Annotated in this window: 13 protein-coding genes; 7 read left to right on the top strand and 6 right to left on the bottom strand. The window is 73.5% G+C overall.

Translation table 11 applies throughout. From position 1 onward, the window contains the following. Nucleotide 1: 1 nt before the first annotated feature. On the bottom strand, nt 2-2,491 hold the full coding sequence (locus tag ACFYXM_RS22380; RefSeq protein ID WP_389291700.1) for a glycoside hydrolase family 3 protein: 2,490 nt from the start codon (nt 2,489-2,491) through the stop codon (nt 2-4). Nucleotides 2,492-2,696: 205 nt separating this feature from the next. On the opposite strand from ACFYXM_RS22380, the gene ACFYXM_RS22375 reads away from it, so the two are divergent. After that, a complete protein-coding gene (locus ACFYXM_RS22375; protein ID WP_389291838.1) occupies nt 2,697-3,293 on the top strand; it encodes a TetR/AcrR family transcriptional regulator in 597 nt (198 codons plus the stop codon). Nucleotides 3,294-3,400: 107 nt separating this feature from the next. Continuing rightward, a complete protein-coding gene (locus tag ACFYXM_RS22370; protein WP_389291698.1) occupies nt 3,401-5,413 on the top strand; it encodes a flavin monoamine oxidase family protein in 2,013 nt (670 codons plus the stop codon). 46 nt (nt 5,414-5,459) lie between these two features. On the opposite strand, the gene ACFYXM_RS22365 is transcribed toward ACFYXM_RS22370, so the two are convergent. From ACFYXM_RS22365 to ACFYXM_RS22355, 3 genes are all read right to left on the bottom strand, one after another. Next, on the bottom strand, nt 5,460-6,308 hold the full coding sequence (locus ACFYXM_RS22365) for an EI24 domain-containing protein (protein ID WP_389291696.1): 849 nt from the start codon (nt 6,306-6,308) through the stop codon (nt 5,460-5,462). A gap of 97 nt (nt 6,309-6,405) precedes the next feature. Beyond that, complete coding sequence (locus ACFYXM_RS22360; protein WP_389291694.1) at nt 6,406-6,834, bottom strand: organic hydroperoxide resistance protein; 429 nt, start codon at nt 6,832-6,834, stop codon at nt 6,406-6,408. A gap of 101 nt (nt 6,835-6,935) precedes the next feature. Continuing rightward, nucleotides 6,936-7,955: an NADP-dependent oxidoreductase gene (locus ACFYXM_RS22355; RefSeq protein ID WP_389291692.1), complete on the bottom strand. Its 1,020-nt coding sequence runs from the start codon at nt 7,953-7,955 to the stop codon at nt 6,936-6,938. A 147-nt stretch (nt 7,956-8,102) separates the two neighbouring features. On the opposite strand from ACFYXM_RS22355, the gene ACFYXM_RS22350 reads away from it, so the two are divergent. The 4 genes from ACFYXM_RS22350 (at nt 8,103) to ACFYXM_RS22335 (ending at nt 12,096) form a co-directional block, all read left to right on the top strand. After that, nucleotides 8,103-8,561, top strand: a complete 459-nt coding sequence (locus ACFYXM_RS22350; protein WP_389291690.1) for a MarR family winged helix-turn-helix transcriptional regulator — start codon at nt 8,103-8,105, stop codon at nt 8,559-8,561. Beyond that, entirely contained in the window at nt 8,558-9,124 is a 567-nt protein-coding gene (locus ACFYXM_RS22345; protein ID WP_389291688.1) for a hypothetical protein, read from the top strand. The genes ACFYXM_RS22350 and ACFYXM_RS22345 overlap by 4 nt, the downstream gene beginning before the upstream one ends. Before the next feature lie 197 nt (nt 9,125-9,321). Next, nucleotides 9,322-10,359: a rod shape-determining protein gene (locus ACFYXM_RS22340; protein ID WP_389291686.1), complete on the top strand. Its 1,038-nt coding sequence runs from the start codon at nt 9,322-9,324 to the stop codon at nt 10,357-10,359. Nucleotides 10,360-10,380: 21 nt separating this feature from the next. Further along, nucleotides 10,381-12,096 carry a GAF domain-containing protein gene (locus tag ACFYXM_RS22335; protein WP_389291684.1) on the top strand — a complete coding sequence of 572 codons (1,716 nt, stop codon included), beginning with the start codon at nt 10,381-10,383 and terminating at the stop codon, nt 12,094-12,096. 72 nt (nt 12,097-12,168) lie between these two features. On the opposite strand, the gene ACFYXM_RS22330 is transcribed toward ACFYXM_RS22335, so the two are convergent. Beyond that, entirely contained in the window at nt 12,169-12,600 is a 432-nt protein-coding gene (locus tag ACFYXM_RS22330) for an Lrp/AsnC family transcriptional regulator (protein ID WP_073787381.1), read from the bottom strand. A 261-nt stretch (nt 12,601-12,861) separates the two neighbouring features. On the opposite strand from ACFYXM_RS22330, the gene ACFYXM_RS22325 reads away from it, so the two are divergent. Further along, complete coding sequence (locus ACFYXM_RS22325) at nt 12,862-14,352, top strand: AMP-binding protein (protein ID WP_389291683.1); 1,491 nt, start codon at nt 12,862-12,864, stop codon at nt 14,350-14,352. A gap of 427 nt (nt 14,353-14,779) precedes the next feature. Here the strand turns inward: ACFYXM_RS22325 and ACFYXM_RS22320 are convergent, their stop codons facing one another. Continuing rightward, nucleotides 14,780-16,723 carry an ABC transporter ATP-binding protein gene (locus ACFYXM_RS22320; RefSeq protein WP_389291837.1) on the bottom strand — a complete coding sequence of 648 codons (1,944 nt, stop codon included), beginning with the start codon at nt 16,721-16,723 and terminating at the stop codon, nt 14,780-14,782. Nucleotides 16,724-16,801 lie beyond the last annotated feature (78 nt).

Genomic DNA, 16,801 nt, shown 5'->3' with positions numbered 1-16,801 from the left:
GCTACGCGTCGACGTCCACGGCGGCCGTCAGGCGTACGTCGTCGAGGGAGTGGGCCGCCCGCACCTCGTACCTGCCGGGGACGGAGTGCCAGTCGTATGCCTCCTCGTCCCAGATCTCGTACGCGCGCCGGTCGACCGGGATCACCACCTCGGCCGACTCGCCCGGCGCGGCCTCGACGCGTGCGAAACCGGCCAGCCGGCGGGCGGGGCGGTCGGCGGTGCGGCAGTGCGGGGCGACGTAGACCTGGACGGTCTCGGCGCCGGGGCGGGTGCCGGTGTTGCGGAGGCGGACGGTGACGCACTCCGGGGCGGCCGTCAGGCCCTCGTACTCCCAGGTGGTGTAGCCGAGCCCGTGGCCGAACGGGTACGCGGGCGCGGCCCCGGCCCGGTCCCAGGCCCGGTAGCCGACGAAGACGCCCTCGTCGTAGTGGAGTTCGCCGTCGGTGGGGGTGGTGTTCGAGACCGGGACGTCGGCGAGCGCGACGGGCCAGGTGGTGGGCAGGCGCCCGCCCGGCTCCTCGGCGCCGAGCAGCACGTCGGCCAGAGCGTGGCCGGCCTCCTGGCCGGGGAACCAGCCGAGCAGCACCGCGGCGACCTCGTCGCGCCACGGGAGCTCGACCGGGGAACCCGAGTTGACGATCACGACTGTGTGCGGGTTGACCGCGGCCACGGCCCTGACCAGGTCGTCCTGGTGGCCGGGGAGCTTCAGGGAGGTGCGGTCGAAGCCCTCGGACTCGACGCGTTCGGTGGTGCCGACGACGACGACCGCCGCGTCCGCCGTACGGGCCGCCTCGACGGCCTCGGCGATCAGTTCGGCCGGTTCGCGGCGCGGGCCGAGGTGGCAGAAGGAGAACGAGACGCCGGGGATGGCCGCGTCGTCGCCCAGGGTGTCGGGGACCTGCCGCAGCGAGACCTCGACGGGTTCGCCCGCGGTGAGGACGGTCCGGCCGCGCTCCAGCGGGTTGCCGAAGAACGCCTCGCCGGGGTCGGCGGAGCCGGTGACCCGGTGGACCTCGTCGTACAGGGTCTCGCCCGCGACGGTGAGGCGGAACGCCCCGGTACCGCGGGTGCCGAAGACGTGCTCGCCGCTGTCGCGCGGGACGAAGGTGCCGGTGATCTCGACACTGTGCAGCGTCTCGCGGGTGACGCCCCGGGGCAGGTCGTCGCCGGTCCACTGCACGGTGCCGTCGTGCAGCGGGGCCGCGGCGAGGATGGTGCCGGAGGCGTCGTAGCACACGGCCCTGAGCTCGAATCCCTTCGCGGCGGGGACGAGTTCGTCGTTCGGGTCGGCGCCGACGCGGTAGTCGAGGACGCCTTCGGGAAGGGCGGCGGCGAGGCCGTCCAGCGGTGGGACGACATGGCGCGGGAAGACCTGGGCGGAGCCGCCGCCGAGGACCCGGGCGTCCCGGGCGAGCGCCCCGCTGAGCGCCACCTTGCGGACGGCCGCCGGGTCGAGGGGGAGCGCGGCGCGGCCGGTGCTCGCGACGGGCTCGTTGCGCACCAGGACGAAGGAGCGGCGGGCGATCTCCCGGGCCAGCGCGTCCCCGTCGACGGGCTCGGGCCGGTCGTCCTGGCCGACGGCGGGCGGCGCGCCGTCCAGGACGCCGACGCGGGCGGCGAGCCGCAGTACGTTGCGCACCGCCCCGTCGACGACGGCCTCCTCGACCTCCCCGGCCCGTACGGCGTCGGCCAGCGCCTTGCCGTACACGGTCTTCGGCCCCGGCATGGCGACGTCGAGTCCGCCGCGGACGGCGGCGACGGTGGAGCGGGCGGCCAGCCAGTCGGAGACGATGCAGCCGTCGAAGCCCCATTCGCCGCGCAGCACCGCGTTCTGGAGGTAGCGGTGCTCGGTCATGGTGGAGCCGTTGACCTGGTTGTAGGCGGACATGATGCCCCAGGGGTGGGCGTTCTTGACGATGCGTTCGAACGGGGCGAGGTAGATCTCGCGCAGGGCTCGCGGGGAGACGACGTTGTCGACGGTGAAGCGGTCGGTCTCGGCGTCGTTGGCGACGAAGTGCTTGACGGTGGTGCCGACGCCGCCGTCCTGCACGCCGCGCACGTAACCGGTGCCGATCTCGCCGGTGAGGTACGGGTCCTCGCTGTACGCCTCGAAGTGGCGCCCGCCGAGCGGGGACCGGTGGAGGTTCACCGTCGGGGCGAGGAGGACGTGCACCCCCTTGTGGTGGGCCTCCTGGGCGAGCAGCCGGCCGGCCCGGCGGGCGAGGTCCGGGTCCCAGGTCGCGGCGAGCGCGGTGGGCGAGGGCAGCGCGACGGACGGGTCGTCGGCGCTCAAGGCGGCCCCCCGGACGCCGATGGGCCCGTCGGACATCACCAGGGAGCGCAGGCCGACGGCGGGGAGCGCGGGCAGCGACCACATGTCCTGCCCGGCCAGCAGCCGGGTCTTGTCGTCGAGGCCGAGGGCGGCCAGCGCCTTCTCGACCGCGGCCTCCCGGGCCGCGTCGGGGTGGATGGGGGCGGACGCTTCTGCCACGGCCGTACCTCTCGTCGATGTCCTGACAGTGCCGTTTTCCATCCTCGCCCCCCGACCGGTTGAGCAGTAGGTTTCGTTACTTTTCCGTGATGCGCGGGAATGGCGTACGGTCCTCGGGACGGGACCGGTACACCGGGACGGACATTCGGCACGCATGTCCGTAAAGGGCGCCGGGGCGGACGCAGCACCGAAAGGGGCCGGGGCGATGGCGCGGGCCAGGGGCGCGGAGCGGCGGGCGGAGATTCTCCGTGCCGCGTTCGAGGTGATCGCCGAGCGCGGATACCGCGGCGCCTCGCTGAACGCCGTCGCCGAGCGGGTCGGCCTCAGCCAGCAGGGGCTGCTGCACTACTTCCCGACCAAGGAGGCGCTGCTCATCGCCGTGCTGGAGGAGCGCGACCAGTGGGACCCCGGCGGCACCACCCGCAACGACGGCACCTGGCGGACCGAACTGCTGGACTCGCTCGTGGAGTACAACGCGATGCGGCCCGGGATCGTCCAGACGTTCTCGGCACTGCTCGGCGAGAGCGTGACGGAGGGCCACCCGGCCCGGGAGTTCTTCACCGTCCGCTACACGCAGACCCGCGCGACCATGGCGGCGATGCTGCGCGCGGAGTTCGGCGAGCGGCTGCCGGGCGGACTGACGCCCGAGCGCGCGGCGCCGCTGCTGGTGGCGGTGATGGACGGGCTCCAGTACCAGTGGCTGCTGGATCCGGACACGGTGGACATGCCCGCCGCGTTCCGGGACTTCCTGGCGCTGCTGCGTCCGGCGCGGGCGGACGGCGGGGAGAACGCCCGGCCATAGCACGACGCGCCAAGTCATCACCGTGACGGGGGAGTTGGGACACACCTGCGGGTGATTTCCGGGCGGCCCGCGGGCGTTCGGGACGAGGGGCGGACCAGGGTGGGCGCATGACTTCCGAACCCACCGGACTCTCCTGCGGCACGCCCGCCGGGCGCGCCTGCGGCCCGTCGCCCGCGCCGCCCTCCGAGCCGCCCTCCCGCCGCCGCGTGATCGCGGGTGCCGCGGCCGGCGCCGCCGTGCTCGCCGCGGCCGCCGGTCCCGCGAGCGCCGCCGCTCCCGCCGCCGCGGGCGCCGCGTCCGCCGTGGACGCCGCGTCCAACGCCGCGCTCGCGCCCGCGGCGGCCGGATCGGACTGGGCCACCTGCCTGGACGTCGCCCGCGCCGTCCTGGTGCGGGGCGAGGACGATCGGTCGCTGATCCCGCACTACAAGGACGTCCTGCTGTCCAAGGGCCTGCCGCGCGGTCGCAAGCCCCCCAAGAAGGTGCTGGTCGTCGGCGCGGGCCCGGCCGGGCTGACCGCCGCCCGGCTGCTCCGCGAGGCCGGGCACACCGTCACCGTGATCGAGGCGAACGGCAACCGCGTCGGCGGCCGCGTCAAAACGTTCCGCCGGGGCGGCCACGAGCACGCGAGGGCACCGTTCGCCGACCCGAAGCAGTACGCCGAGGCCGGAGCGATGCGGATCCCGGACAGCCATCCGCTGGTCACCGGGCTCATCGACGGGCTCGGGCTGAAGCGCCGCCGCTTCCATCTGGTCGACGTCGACGCCGGGGGCCGCCCGGTCAACCACACCTGGATCACCGTCAACGGCATCCGGATGCGCAAGGCGGACTACGCGGCCCGGCCACGCGCGATCAACCGCTCGTTCGGCGTCCCGGCGCCCTTCGAGGACAAGCCCGCCGCCACGATCCTGCGGGAGGCGTTCGCGCCCGTACGGAAGGAGTTCGAGGGCAAGGAGGGCCGCGCCCTCGTCGAGGGCTGGGCGCGGGTCGTCCAGCGCTACGGGCACTGGTCGATGTTCCGTTTCCTGACCGAGGCGGCCAAGCTCGACGAGCGCACCGTCGACCTCGTCGGCACGGTCGAGAACCTCACCTCGCGCCTCCACCTCTCCTTCGTGCACAGCTTCATCGGGGCGTCGCTGATCAGCCCGAACACGGCGTTCTTCGAACTGCCGGGCGGCACCGGCACGCTCGCCGACGCGATGTACGAGAAGGTCAGGGACCTGGTGCGGCTGGACCGCCGGGCCACCCGGATCAGCCACGGGAAGAACGGCGTCCGGATCGAGACGGTCTCCGAGGGCCGCGACGGCAGACCGCTGGTGCGCGAGACGTTCACCGGCGACCGGGCCATCGTCACCGTGCCGTTCTCCGGGCTGCGCCACATCCCCGTCAGCCCTCTGCTGTCGTACGGGAAGCGGCGCGCCATCACCGAGATCCACTACGACGCGGCGACCAAGGTGTTGCTCGAATTCAGCCGCCGCTGGTGGGAGTTCGAGGAGAAGGACTGGAAGAGGGAGCTGGACCGGATCAGGCCCGGTCTGTACGACGCCTACCGGCTGGGAAGGGCGCCGGCCGACGGTTCGCTGCTGGGCGCCCACCCGTCGGTGCCGTCCGGCCACCTCCCGCCCAATCAGAAGGTGCACTACGCGGCGTACCGGGCCACCGCCCGCAACCAGCCCGAGGCGGCGCACGTCATCGGCGGCGGATCGGTCACCGACAACCCCAACCGCTTCGTCTTCCAGCCGTCGCACCCGGTCGAGGGCAGTGCGGGCGGCGTGGTCCTCGCCTCGTACAGCTGGGCCGACGACGCACTGAAGTGGGACTCCCTGGACGACGACGAGCGCTACCCGCACGCGCTGGGCGGCGTCCAGGACGTGTACGGGCAGCGCGTCGAGGTCTTCTACACGGGCGTCGGCGCCACCCAGTCGTGGATGCGCGATCCGTACGCGTACGGCGAGGCGTCGGTGCTGCTCCCGGGCCAGCACACCGAACTGCTCTCGCACGTACGGTCCGTCGAGGGTCCGCTGCACTTCGCGGGCTGCCACACCTCGGTGAAGCCCGCCTGGATCGAGGGGGCCCTGGAGTCGGCGGTCAGGACCGCGCTGGAGGTGCACACCGCCTGACCGGCCCGGGGTGGCGCCCCGGGCGCCCTGGGGCGGCCCTCCCCCGTCAGCCCCGGCCGGGGGTGTGCGGGGCGGGGGCCGCCCCCGCGGCGCCGGGGCCCGCGCCCCCGCCCTCCTTCCCCGCCTCGTCCGCGCCGCCCTCGCCGTCTCCGTCGTCCTCGGGCGCCACCAGGTCCCGCACCAGCAGGGTGGCCCCGGCGACGGCGCCCGGCATCAGGAACACGGCGACGAACGGGACGAGGAAGGCCAGCCCCAGCGGCACGCCGAAGCCGAGGGCCAGCATGCGGCGGCCGCGCAGCAGGACGAGCCGGTCCTTCAGGACCATGCCGCGCCGCTGGAGCGCGACGGACGTGAGCTCCTCTGAGAGGAAGTAGCCGGTGACGCAGAAGCCGATCACCGGAACCACGGTCTGCCCGATCACCGGCACGAACCCGAGGGCGAACAGCAGCAGCGAGTACAGCCCCACCCGCACCAGGATCCGGACGCTGTCGACGGCGGAGATCCACAGGTCCCGCCACAGCGGCAGCCCGGACTCGGGGACGTCGCCGCCCTCCGTGCGGTCGACCTCCTCGGACAGGGACTCGTAGAAGGGCTGGCCGACCAGCAGCGTCACGGCGGTGAACGTGATCACGGCGAGGAAGAGACCGAAGGCGAAGACCAGCACGGTCAGGGTGTTGCGGAGCAGTCCGAGCCACGGCGAGGACCAGTCGTCGGCGAACGGGGTCGCCCATGCCACCAGGTCGTCGGCGCCGTAGCCGAGACCGACCAGGGCCGCCGCGTACAGGACGAGGGTGATGAGTCCGGGCAGCAGCCCGAACCCGAACCAGCGGCCGTGCCGGCCGACCCATCGCTGCCCCGCCACCAAGTAACCGAAACCCGCCCCGAGATCACGCATGGCGTCAGCGTACTGGTGTCCGAACGGGCCGCACCCCCCCGGCCGGGAGTGCGGCCCGTCCGTCCTGCCGGCCGTCACGCACGGCCGTGCGGCGGGGTCAGGCGACCGACAGGTCCACCTTGATGTTGCCGCGCGTCGCGTTCGAGTACGGGCACACCTGGTGGGCCTTCTCGACGAGCGCACGCGCCGTCGCCGCGTCGACGTCGGGGATGGCAGCGGTGATCGCGACCTCCAGGCCGAAGCCGCCCTCGGCGGTCTTGCCGATGGACACCGCGGCGGTCACCGTGGAGCCGGAGATGTCGGCCTTCTCCTGACGGGCCACGACGCCGAGCGCGCCCTGGAAGCAGGCGCTGTAACCGGCGGCGAAGAGCTGCTCCGGGTTGGTGCCCGCGCCGCTCCCGCCCATGGACTTGGGCGGGTTGACGACGACGTCGAGGTTGCCGTCGTCGGACGAGACCCGGCCGTCGCGGCCGTTCTCGGCGGTGGCGACGGCGGTGTAGAGAACGTTGATGTCACGCATGGTCATTCCGAGGATTCCTCCTGCTGTGCGCCGCGACTCGCGCCCACGATCGCGGCGGTCCGGATCGGGCCCGATGCCCGTGCCTGCCGGGTGCGCCGGAGCGCCCGTCAGACGAGGGAGACGATCATCTTTCCGGTGTTCTCGCCGCGCAGCAGGCCGAGGAAGGCGTCGAAGCCGTTCTCGATGCCCTCGACGACGGTCTCGCGGTACTTCAGTTCGCCCGAGGCCAGCCATCCGGCGACGTCCTCGACGAACCGCGGCTGGAGCGCCTCGTGATCGTTCACGAGCATGCCCTGGATGCGCAGCCGCTTGCCGATGATCAGGGCGAGGTTGCGCGGGGCGGGGGTCGGCTCGGTGGCGTTGTACTGGGCGATCATGCCGCAGGCGGTGATCCGGCCGTGCACGTGGAGGGAGGAGATCGCCGCCTCCAGGTGCTCGCCGCCGACGTTGTCGAAGTAGACGTCGATGCCGTCGGGAGCGGCCCGGCGCAGCTGTTCGTCGACCGGGCCGTTCTTGTAGTTGAAGGCCGCGTCGAAGCCGTACTCCTCCACGAGGAGCCGGACCTTCTCGTCGGAACCGGCCGAGCCGATGACCCGCGAGGCACCCTTGATCCGCGCCATCTGCCCGACCTGGCTGCCCACCGCGCCGGCCGCACCGGACACGAACACGGCGTCTCCCGGCTTGAACGAGGCGACCTCGAAAAGTCCCGCGTACGCGGTGAGGCCGGGCATGCCGAGCACGCCCAGGTAGGCGGAGAGCGGGGCGAGCGACGGGTCGACCTTCACCGCGTGCTTCGCCGGGACCTCCGCGTACTCCCGCCAGCCGAGGCCGTGCAGCACGTGGTCGCCGACCGCGAAGCCCGGCGCGTCCGAGGCGATGACCTCGCCGACCGCGCCGCCGTCCATGGGGCGGTCGAGCGCGAAGGGCGGGGTGTACGACTTCACGTCGTTCATCCGTCCCCTCATGTAGGGGTCGACCGAGAAGTACAGATTGCGGACGAGGACACGGCCCTCGCCGGGAGCGGCGACCGGGGCCTCCCGCAGCGCGAGGTCCTCGGCCTTCGGCCAGCCGTGCGGACGGGCGACGAGGTGCCATTCACGGCCGGTCGTGGGAAGTGCTGCGGACATGGGCTCGGGTTCTCCTCAATGCCTCACGGGATGGGGAAGGCTTCGTCCCGGGGCCGGTGGGCGACGGGAACGAAAATACTTCAGAACGTGAAACAAAGATGCTCCTGAATATTTCAGGTTGTCAAGTAAGCGGCTATCCTGGATCCCATGGCCACCACCCGTTCAGACCCTCTGACCCTCGAAGTCGTCGAGCTCATCGGCACCGTCGTGGCGCGCTACTACGAGGAGTACGACGAGGCTGCGGCCGCCCACTCGCTCACCGGCGCCCAGGCGCGCGTCCTCGGGCTGCTCGCGCTGGAGCCGATGCCGATGCGCCGGATCGCCCAGAAGCTGAAGTGCGAGCCGTCGAACGTCACCGGGATCGTCGACCGGCTGGAGTCGCGGGGCCTGGTGGAGCGCCGTCCGGATCCGGCCGACCGCCGGGTGAAGCTGGCCGCCCCGACGGAGCGGGGCACGCGCACGGCACGGGAGCTGCGCGACTCGCTCACCTTCGCGCGGGAACCGCTGGCCGAGCTGTCGGAGGCGGACCGGACGACGCTGCGGGACCTGCTGCGGCGGATGCTGGGCGAGACGGGCCCCGCGGCCGTGGCACCGTCGACCCCATGAACACGCCGATCCCGTTCGGTCCCCGTGAGTTCCAGCTCGTCCTGTTGCGCCGGATGGCCGACCATCAGCCCGGTCTCGTCGAGGAGGCCCGGAGGGAGCTGGGCGCCTCGACCGCCGAGATGCGGGAGGCGAACCGCCGTTGGCAGGCCATGGTGCGGGCGCCCCGGGGGCGGGGCGCGCTGCGTCGTTACCGTTCGGTGCTGGGCGAGCCCGAGTCGGCGGCGCGCCGCCGGCTCGGTGATCTGGAGTGCGAGGCGCTGCGGTGGCCGGTGCCGCTCTGGCCTCAGCTCCGGTTCGAGGTGATGGTCGCGCCGAACGGGGCCGTGTGGAACGAGTGGCTGGTCAGGGCAGCGGGGGCGGAGGGCCCCGAGCTGCGCGCGGTCGAGGATCTGCGTCCCTGGTCGGCCACGGTGGACGAGGTGGCGCGGGCCTTCCCGCCGGCTCGTCCGATGGAGGGCGGGGCGCCGACCCGGTGGGCGCTCGCGATCACCGCGCCGGGGACGGGCGAACGCCATGTCGCCGAATTCGCCTGGGGGCTGTTCCAGCGGCTGCTGCCCGGGTGAGCCCCGGCCCGGGGGCGCCGCAGAGGGGGCGGGCAAACCCGGCGCGCGGCGCTCTCCCGCCGCCCCGCCCCGTCACTCCACCGGCCCCGTCCCCCCTACGGCTCACCCGGCGCGCGGCCTGACTCCGAACGGCGCACGATGCGAGGAGGGCCGGCCGCCGCCGGCACCCCCACACCGTGCTCCCGGGAGAAGCCGCCGTGACCGTCAGTCTTGAGCAGTTGCGCCGTTGCCATGTCGCCGTCGACCTCGGAGCCGCCCGGACCCGTGTGTACGTCAAGGGGCTGGGGCTCGTCGTCGACGAACCGAGTGCCGCCGCCGTGAACACCCGTACCGGCTCGCTCATCGCGGTCGGCGAGCTCGCCGAGCAGATGACGGGCCGCACCCCCGACTACATCCGGGTGGCCCGTCCGGTCACCGGCGGCACCGTCATCGACATCGAGATGGCCCAGCGGATGCTCCGTCAGCTGCTCGGCGAGAAGCTCCGCCGCCAGTTGCGCCGCAAGCCCCGGCTGCGGGCCGCCGCCTGCACCCCGCACGACAGCGATCCGCTCGCCCAGCGGGCCACCGTGGAGACCCTGGTCGGGCTGGGCGCGCGGCGGGTGGAGCTGGTCGACACCCTGATCTCGGCGGCCGTCGGCTGCGGGCTCCCCGTCGAGCAGCCGACCGCCACCATGATCATGGTGTGCGGGGCGGCGACCACCCAGATCGCGGTGCTCTCGCTGGGGTCGATCGTGACCGCCGTACGCGTACCGGTCGGCGGCGACGCCATCGATCACGCGGTGATCCAGCACCTGCGGCAGCACCACGAGCTGATGCTGCCGAGCCAGTCCGTACGACCGCTCCAACTGGCGCTCAGCGGCACCGGACTGGCCGCGCGGGGCCCCTCGGTGACCGAGATCCACGGCCGGGACGTGGCAACCGGGCTGGCCCGTACGGTGCGGGTGGACACGGCCTCGATCCAGCAGGCCATCCACGCCCCGCTGACCTCGGTGCTCGACGGTCTCGGCAAGGTGCTGCGCGAGTGCCCGCCCGATCTGGTGGCCGACCTCACCGACTGCGGAATCATGATGGTCGGCGGCAGCGCGCTGCTGCCCGGTCTCGACCGGATGCTGCGGAAGGCGACGGGCGTGCCCGTGCACATCGCGGAGCGGCCCGACGTGTGCTCCGTCCTGGGGCTGGGTGCGATGCTGGACGGGAAGATCGAACCGTTGGTTCTCGACCCGATCGCCTGCTGATCAACGCAGGGGGGTGCACGCATGACCGAGAAATCAGCGAAGCCGGAGTACGCGACCGGCCGGGACCCGACCGGCCCGGGAGCCGTGGACCCGACGGCCCCGTCCGCGACCGGTCCGGGCACGGGAGTGCCGGGCGAGGGGCCGGACGCACCCTCGCCCGGCCCGGGACCGAGGGCGGCGGACGGCCCGTCGGACGGTTCGCCGTCCCCGTTGCCGACGCTCCTGGAAGCGGTGCTGAGCGTCGGCAACGACCTCGAACTGCGCGCCACCCTCCAGCAGATAGTGGACACGGCGACCGCCCTGACCGGCGCCCGGTACGGCGCGCTCGGCGTGCTCGACCCCGGATCCGGCACCATCAGCGAGCTGTTCACCTCGGGCATCGACGACGCCGGGCGCCGCCGCATCGGCGCCTTCCCGGACGGTCACACGGGGCTGCTCGGCGCCCTCGTCGCCGACCCGCGTCCGCTGCGCTCCGACGACCTGCCCGCCGACCCGCGCTCCAGCGGCGTACCGCCCGGCCATCCGGTGATGCGCACCTTCCTCGGGGCGCCGCTGCGCGTCCAGGACCGGGTCTTCGGCAATCTCTACCTCGCCGAGAAGCTCGCCGGCCGCTTCACCGACACGGACATGGCGCTGCTGCGGGTGCTGGCCTCGCGCGCCGGGACCGCGATCGGCAACGCGCGGCTGTACGAGGAGGCCCGGCAGCGGGAACGCTGGATCGAGGGGGCGGCCGCCGTCACCACCACCCTGCTGACCGGAGGCAACGCGTCCGACGCGTTGATGACCGTCGCCGAGGCGGCCCGGACGCTCGCCGATGCCAACGCCGGGGTGATCCTCCAGCCGACCGAGGAGGGCGGCATGGAGATCGTCACCGCGTCCACGCGCGACGACCCGGCCGGGATCGTCGGCGCGACCATCGAGCCCGGCTCCCCCATACTGGTCCAACTGCTGGGCGGCGAGCCGGTGTTCATCGACGACTCGGCGACCGACCCGCGGATGACGACGCATGTGCGATCGCGGTTCGGGCCCAGCATGATGCTGCCGTTGCAGAGCGGCGGGCGGCTGATCGGCACCCTCGCCCTGCCCCGGCGGCGCGGCGGCCCCCCGTACACGCCCCTGGACCGGCAGCTGGCGACGCAGTTCGCCTCGCAGGCCGCGCTCGCCCTGGTCCTGGCGGACGCGCAGCACGACCGGGAACAGCTCGCGGTGTACGAGGACCGGGACCGGATCGCCCGCGATCTGCACGACCTCGTCGTCCAGCGGCTGTTCGCGACCGAGATGATGCTGGAGTCGACCCGCCGCAGGGCTCCCTCGCCGGAGACGGACGAACTGCTCGACCAGGCCGTGGACGAACTGGACTCCACCATCCAGGAGGTGCGGACGGCGATCTTCGCCCTCCAGCAGCCACCGGCGGAGGCCCCCACCACCTTCCGCGGCCGGGTGCTGCGGGAGACCGGGGGCGCCGCCGCCGTCCTCGGCTTCCAGCCGTCGGTGCACTTCGACGGAGCCGTCGACGCGCTGGTGCGGGAGCCGGTGGAGCGAGAGCTGCTCGCCGCGCTGCGGAGCGCGCTCGCCGCCGCGCACCGGCGTACGGGGGTGTCGACGATCGAGGTCGAGGTGGACGCGACGGTCGTGGGAGCGGACGGGCGGCCCGCGGTGCGGCTGGTGGTGGCCGACGACGGCCGCGAGAAGGACGGCTCGCGCTCGCCGACCGTCACCTGGCAGGCAGCCCTCTGAGGCGAAGCGTCACCGGGCGGGCGCCGGTCCGGGCAGTCGCACCGGCCGGCGGACGAGGCCCGGACGGCGGCCTCAGCGGGCGGGCGCCGCCCTGAGCGCGACCCGGGTGTTGGAGTGCGCGACGCCGGCCTCCCGCTTGAGCCTGCGCAGCAGACCGTCCAGGGCGGCGGTGTCGGCGACGGTGGCCCGGACGAGGTAGTCGTGGCCGCCGGTCACGTGCACCACCTCGGTGATGCCGGGAAGGGCGAGCACGGCCCGTTCGAACGTCTCGTTCGTCGTGTCGATCCGCAGCGTCACGTCGATGAACACGACCAGGCCCGTGCGGGTGTCGGCGGCCGGATCGATGATCACGGTGAATCCGCGGATCACCCCGTCGCGGCGCAGCCTGCGCACCCGGTCCGCGGCGGCGTTGGCGCTGAGCCCGACCCGTACGCCCAGATCGCGGTACGAGATCCGGGCGTCCTCCTGGAGGATGCCGAGGATTTCCCTGTCCAGACGGTCCATACCGCGATTGTCCCAGGATTCGACCTGTTTGAGCCCTTTCTGAAACCTGGTATGGGTTCACGCCCACCGACGCGGGCACGAAGGCCGCCGGGTCCGCCCCGGTCACGGTGGTCCACCGGCCCTTCGGCGGCCCGCTCCCGGACCGTCTCCGTCCGGCCCCGGTCACGGCGGGGGCGCTGGGTCCGGCCGCTCTGATGGCGACGGCCTGGGGCGACAGCGAGCCCTCCGCGTGCCGCTCCCCAGGCCGTTAGGGTCGGCCGGATGACGCCTCTTCTGCCGCTGCCCGCCGACACCTCCGTACGCGAGGCCATCCGGTTCGGCGCACATTCGCTGACGTACGAACGGCTGGACGCCGCCTCTGCCCGGCTCGCCGCGCGGCTCGCCGGGGCCGGGCGGGTCGCCGTCTGGGCCACCCCCACACCACAGACCGTGGTCGCCGTCGTGGCGGCGCTGCGGGCCGGGGTGCCCGCCGTGCCGCTCAACCCGAGGACGGGGACGCGTGAACTCGGGCACATCGTGGCCGACAGCGAGCCCGGCGCGGTGCTGGCCGGGGCGGACGACACGCTGCCTCCCGTCCTGGACGCGCCGGACCGTATCGACGTGCGCATCGAGCCGTACGGCGACGACGACGCGGCACCCGGCGGCGAGGGCGGCGGCGCCGCGACCCCGTTGCCGGAACCGTCCCCCGAGTCCCCCGCGCTGATCGTCTACACCTCCGGCACCACGGGCCCGCCCAAGGGCGCGGTCCTGCCCCGGCGGGCGATCGCCGCCTCGCTGGACGCGCTGGCGGACGCCTGGCAGTGGACCGGCGACGACGTGCTCGTCCACGCCCTGCCGCTGTTCCATGTCCACGGGCTGATCCTGGGCGTGCTCGGGCCGCTGCGCCGGGGCGGATCGGTGCGGCACCTGGGGAAATTCTCCACCGACGGGGTGGCCCGGGAACTGTCGTCCGGCGGCACGATGCTCTTCGGCGTGCCGACGATGTACCACCGGCTGGCCGAGGCCCTGGACGGCTCCGGCCCGGAGGCGGCCGGGCTGGCGAAGGCACTGGCCGGGGCGCGGCTGCTGGTGTCCGGTTCGGCGGCGCTGCCGGTGCACGACCACGAACGGATCGCGGCGGCGACCGGTCGCCGGGTGATCGAGCGCTACGGCATGACGGAGACCCTGATGAACACCGGGGTCCGGGCCGACGGCGAGCCGCGCCCCGGCACGGTCGGCGCACCCCTGGCGGGTGTCGGGCTGCGCCTGGTCGACGAGGACGGCACCGTCCTCACCGGCAGCGGCCCGGACACCATCGGCGAGATCCAGGTGCGCGGCCCGAACCTCTTCACCGGCTACCTCAACCGCCCCGACGCCACGGCCGCCGCGCTCACCGCCGACGGCTGGTTCCGCACCGGCGACATGGCCACCCGGGACGCCGACGGCTATGTGCGGATCGTCGGCCGCAAGGCCACCGATCTGATCAAGAGCGGCGGCTACAAGATCGGCGCGGGCGAGATCGAGAACGCGCTCCTGGACCACCCCGGCGTCCGAGAGGCCGCCGTCACCGGGGAGCCGGACCCGGATCTGGGCGAGCGGATCGTCGCGTGGGTGGTGCCGGCCGACCCCGCCGCTCCCCCGGCGGAGGGCGAGCTCGCGGACCATGTCGCCGCGCAGCTGGCCCCGCACAAGCGCCCGCGCGCGGTCCGCTATCTGGAGGCGCTGCCCCGCAATGACCTGGGCAAGATCATGAAGCGGTCGCTGCGTCCCTGACCAACGGCCGGCGGGGGCCGTGCCCACCCGTGGGCGCGCCGTGCCCACCCGTGCGCGCGCCGGGCGCGCCGGGGCCGTGCCCGCGGCCCCGGTCCCGGTCCCGGTCCGCCGCACCGGCGCCCGGTGTCACGGCCGGGGGCTCTTCGCGTCGTACCGGGCGAATCCGCGCCACCGCAGCCCCAGCGGCGACACGGCGAGGACACAGGCGATCCCGCCCCCGCCAAGAGACCGTGTTGCCGAACCGGAGCCGCCGGTAGTCGGGATCGGGAGAGGTGCGCAGGGGCGTGAGGCCGGCAAGTGTCGACCTGGGGAGCAAGAGGGAGCGGGCTCCCTCTTGCTCCCCAGGTCGTATGCGGCGGCGGGCGGGCTCGTCGGCCGCCTCCTCGGCCTTCGGGGCTGTTTCGGCCACACAGGAGGGTAGTGATTGTCATGCACCCGTCGATCGGGGCTTCTCCTCGCGCGGGTGTGCGTGGTGCCGGAAGAGCGTGGTGTACAGCCCGTCGTAGCCGAGGAGCTGGGGGTGGGTGCCCGATTCGACCAGGCGTCCCCCGTCGAGGACGAGGATGCGGTCGGCGTCGGGGGCGAGGGCGAGGTCGTGGGTGATGACGAGCGTGGTGCGGCCGCGGGCGAGGCGTCTGAGGGGGGTGATGATGCGTCGCGCGGCGAGGGTGTCGAGGCCGGTGGTGGGTTCGTCGAGGAGGAGGACGGGGGCGTCGCGGAGCATCGCGCGGGCGATGGCGATGCGCTGGAGCTGGCCGCCGGAGAGGCGGGAGGTGCCGGGCGAGATGACGGTGTCGTAGCCGTCGGGCAGGGCGCGGATGAACCGGTCGGCGTCGGCGGCCCGCGCGGCCGCGACGATGTCGTCGTGGTGGGGCGCGCGGTCGCGTCCGCAGGCGATGTTCCTCTCGATGGTGTCGTGCAGGACGAGGGTTTCCTGGGGCAGCAGGGTGACGTTGGCACGCAGCCGGGCCAGGGGCATGCGGTCGACGGGGACGCCGTCGAGGCGGATGGTGCCGGCGTCGGGGTCGTAGAAGCGCAGGAGGAGCGCGGCGAGGGTCGATTTGCCCGCGCCGCTGGGACCGGTGATGACGACGAGTTCGCCGGGGCTCGCGGTGAACGAGAGGTCCTGCAGCACGGGTTCGCTGCCCCCGGGGTAACGGAACCGGACCCGGGACACCTCCACCTCGCCCCGCGCCCGGCCCGGGGGTACGGCGGGCAGGGGGCGGTCGGGGCCGGCGACGGGGTCGGTGACGGTGGGCGGGGTGTCGAGGATCTCCAGGAGGCGTTCGGCCCCGGCGGTCGCGGCGGTGGCGGTCAGACCGAGCTGCCCCAGGGAGCGGATGGGCGGGTAGAGGTAGCCGATGAACGCGGCGAACGCCAGCAACTGTCCCAGGGTCATCCGCCCCTCGGAGATCTCCCACGCGCCCAGGCCGATGATGGTCAGGACGCACAACGTCTCCAGGACCTCGACGAGTTGTTCGTAGAACTCGGTCAGCCGCACCGCCCGCACGGACGTCCGCAGCCGGATGAGCGCCCTGCCGAGCAGTCGTTCCTCCTCGGCGCGCTGCCGGTTGTACGCCTGTGTCATGACGACGTTGACCAGGGTCTCCTCGACCACCGCGGTGATCGCCCCGTCCGCCGCGCGTCCGCGCCGCGACACCGCGCGCAGCGGCCCGGCGAACCGGCGGGTGGTGAACCAGAACAGCGGGACCATGAGGAAGGTGGCCAGGGCCAGGTCCCAGCGCAGCCACAACGCGGCCGCCGCGTAGAAGACGGTGCTGAAGAGGGCCGAGGCCGCCCCCACGATCCCCGTCACCACCAGTGCCTCGATCGCCTCGACATCACCCGTCAGCCGTTCGACCAGGTCACCGCGCCGGTTCGCCTGGTAGAAGTGGGGCGGCAGCGTCTGCAGATGGGCGAAGACCCGTGCCCGCAGCCGGAGTACGAAGCGCTCCGCGGTCCACGCCGCCAGCGAGTTGCCCAGATATCCCGTCACGGCTCCCCCGACCGCCACCGCCAGCCACAACCCCGCGGGGCGCCAGAACGCGCTGACCGACCCCTGTCCCAGCGCCGTATCGGTCAGTTCCGCGAACAGCAGCACCGTCACCGTCTCCGCGACGGCGGACAGCACCGCGCACACGAAGACCAGCACCAGCCACCAGCGGTCCCTCCGCGTCAACGGCCAGAAACGCCGGAACGCCCTCCAGACACCGATCGGATCGGTACGGACCGGCACGTCCGACACCGCGTCCCCGCGGCCACCCGCGCCTGCGCCTGCGCCTGCGCGGAGACGATCATCGAGGGAGGATCCGTCGTCGGGAAAGGGGCCGTCGTCGGGCAGCGAACGGCCCGCGGAACCACGCAGCAGCATGAGCGTCACGTCGCACGAACACTGGGGCTATGGACCGGCTCCATAGACACGGACCCAAAAACGGGAGGCCGACCCGCG

Source organism: Streptomyces sp. NPDC002476 (assembly GCF_042889785.1).
In the GTDB taxonomy this organism is placed as follows: domain Bacteria; phylum Actinomycetota; class Actinomycetes; order Streptomycetales; family Streptomycetaceae; genus Streptomyces.
This window is presented reverse-complemented; position numbering and strand designations above follow the sequence as displayed.

Coding starts and splice junctions, on each gene's coding strand:
- ACFYXM_RS22375 (WP_389291838.1), top strand. CDS start 2,697: ATGGCGCGGGCCAGGGGCGCGGAGCGGCGGGCGGAGATTCTCCGTGCC.
- ACFYXM_RS22370 (WP_389291698.1), top strand. CDS start 3,401: ATGACTTCCGAACCCACCGGACTCTCCTGCGGCACGCCCGCCGGGCGC.
- ACFYXM_RS22365 (WP_389291696.1), bottom strand. CDS start 6,308: ATGCGTGATCTCGGGGCGGGTTTCGGTTACTTGGTGGCGGGGCAGCGA.
- ACFYXM_RS22360 (WP_389291694.1), bottom strand. CDS start 6,834: ATGACCATGCGTGACATCAACGTTCTCTACACCGCCGTCGCCACCGCC.
- ACFYXM_RS22355 (WP_389291692.1), bottom strand. CDS start 7,955: ATGTCCGCAGCACTTCCCACGACCGGCCGTGAATGGCACCTCGTCGCC.
- ACFYXM_RS22350 (WP_389291690.1), top strand. CDS start 8,103: ATGGCCACCACCCGTTCAGACCCTCTGACCCTCGAAGTCGTCGAGCTC.
- ACFYXM_RS22345 (WP_389291688.1), top strand. CDS start 8,558: ATGAACACGCCGATCCCGTTCGGTCCCCGTGAGTTCCAGCTCGTCCTG.
- ACFYXM_RS22335 (WP_389291684.1), top strand. CDS start 10,381: ATGACCGAGAAATCAGCGAAGCCGGAGTACGCGACCGGCCGGGACCCG.
- ACFYXM_RS22330 (WP_073787381.1), bottom strand. CDS start 12,600: ATGGACCGTCTGGACAGGGAAATCCTCGGCATCCTCCAGGAGGACGCC.
- ACFYXM_RS22325 (WP_389291683.1), top strand. CDS start 12,862: ATGACGCCTCTTCTGCCGCTGCCCGCCGACACCTCCGTACGCGAGGCC.
- ACFYXM_RS22320 (WP_389291837.1), bottom strand. CDS start 16,723: ATGCTGCTGCGTGGTTCCGCGGGCCGTTCGCTGCCCGACGACGGCCCC.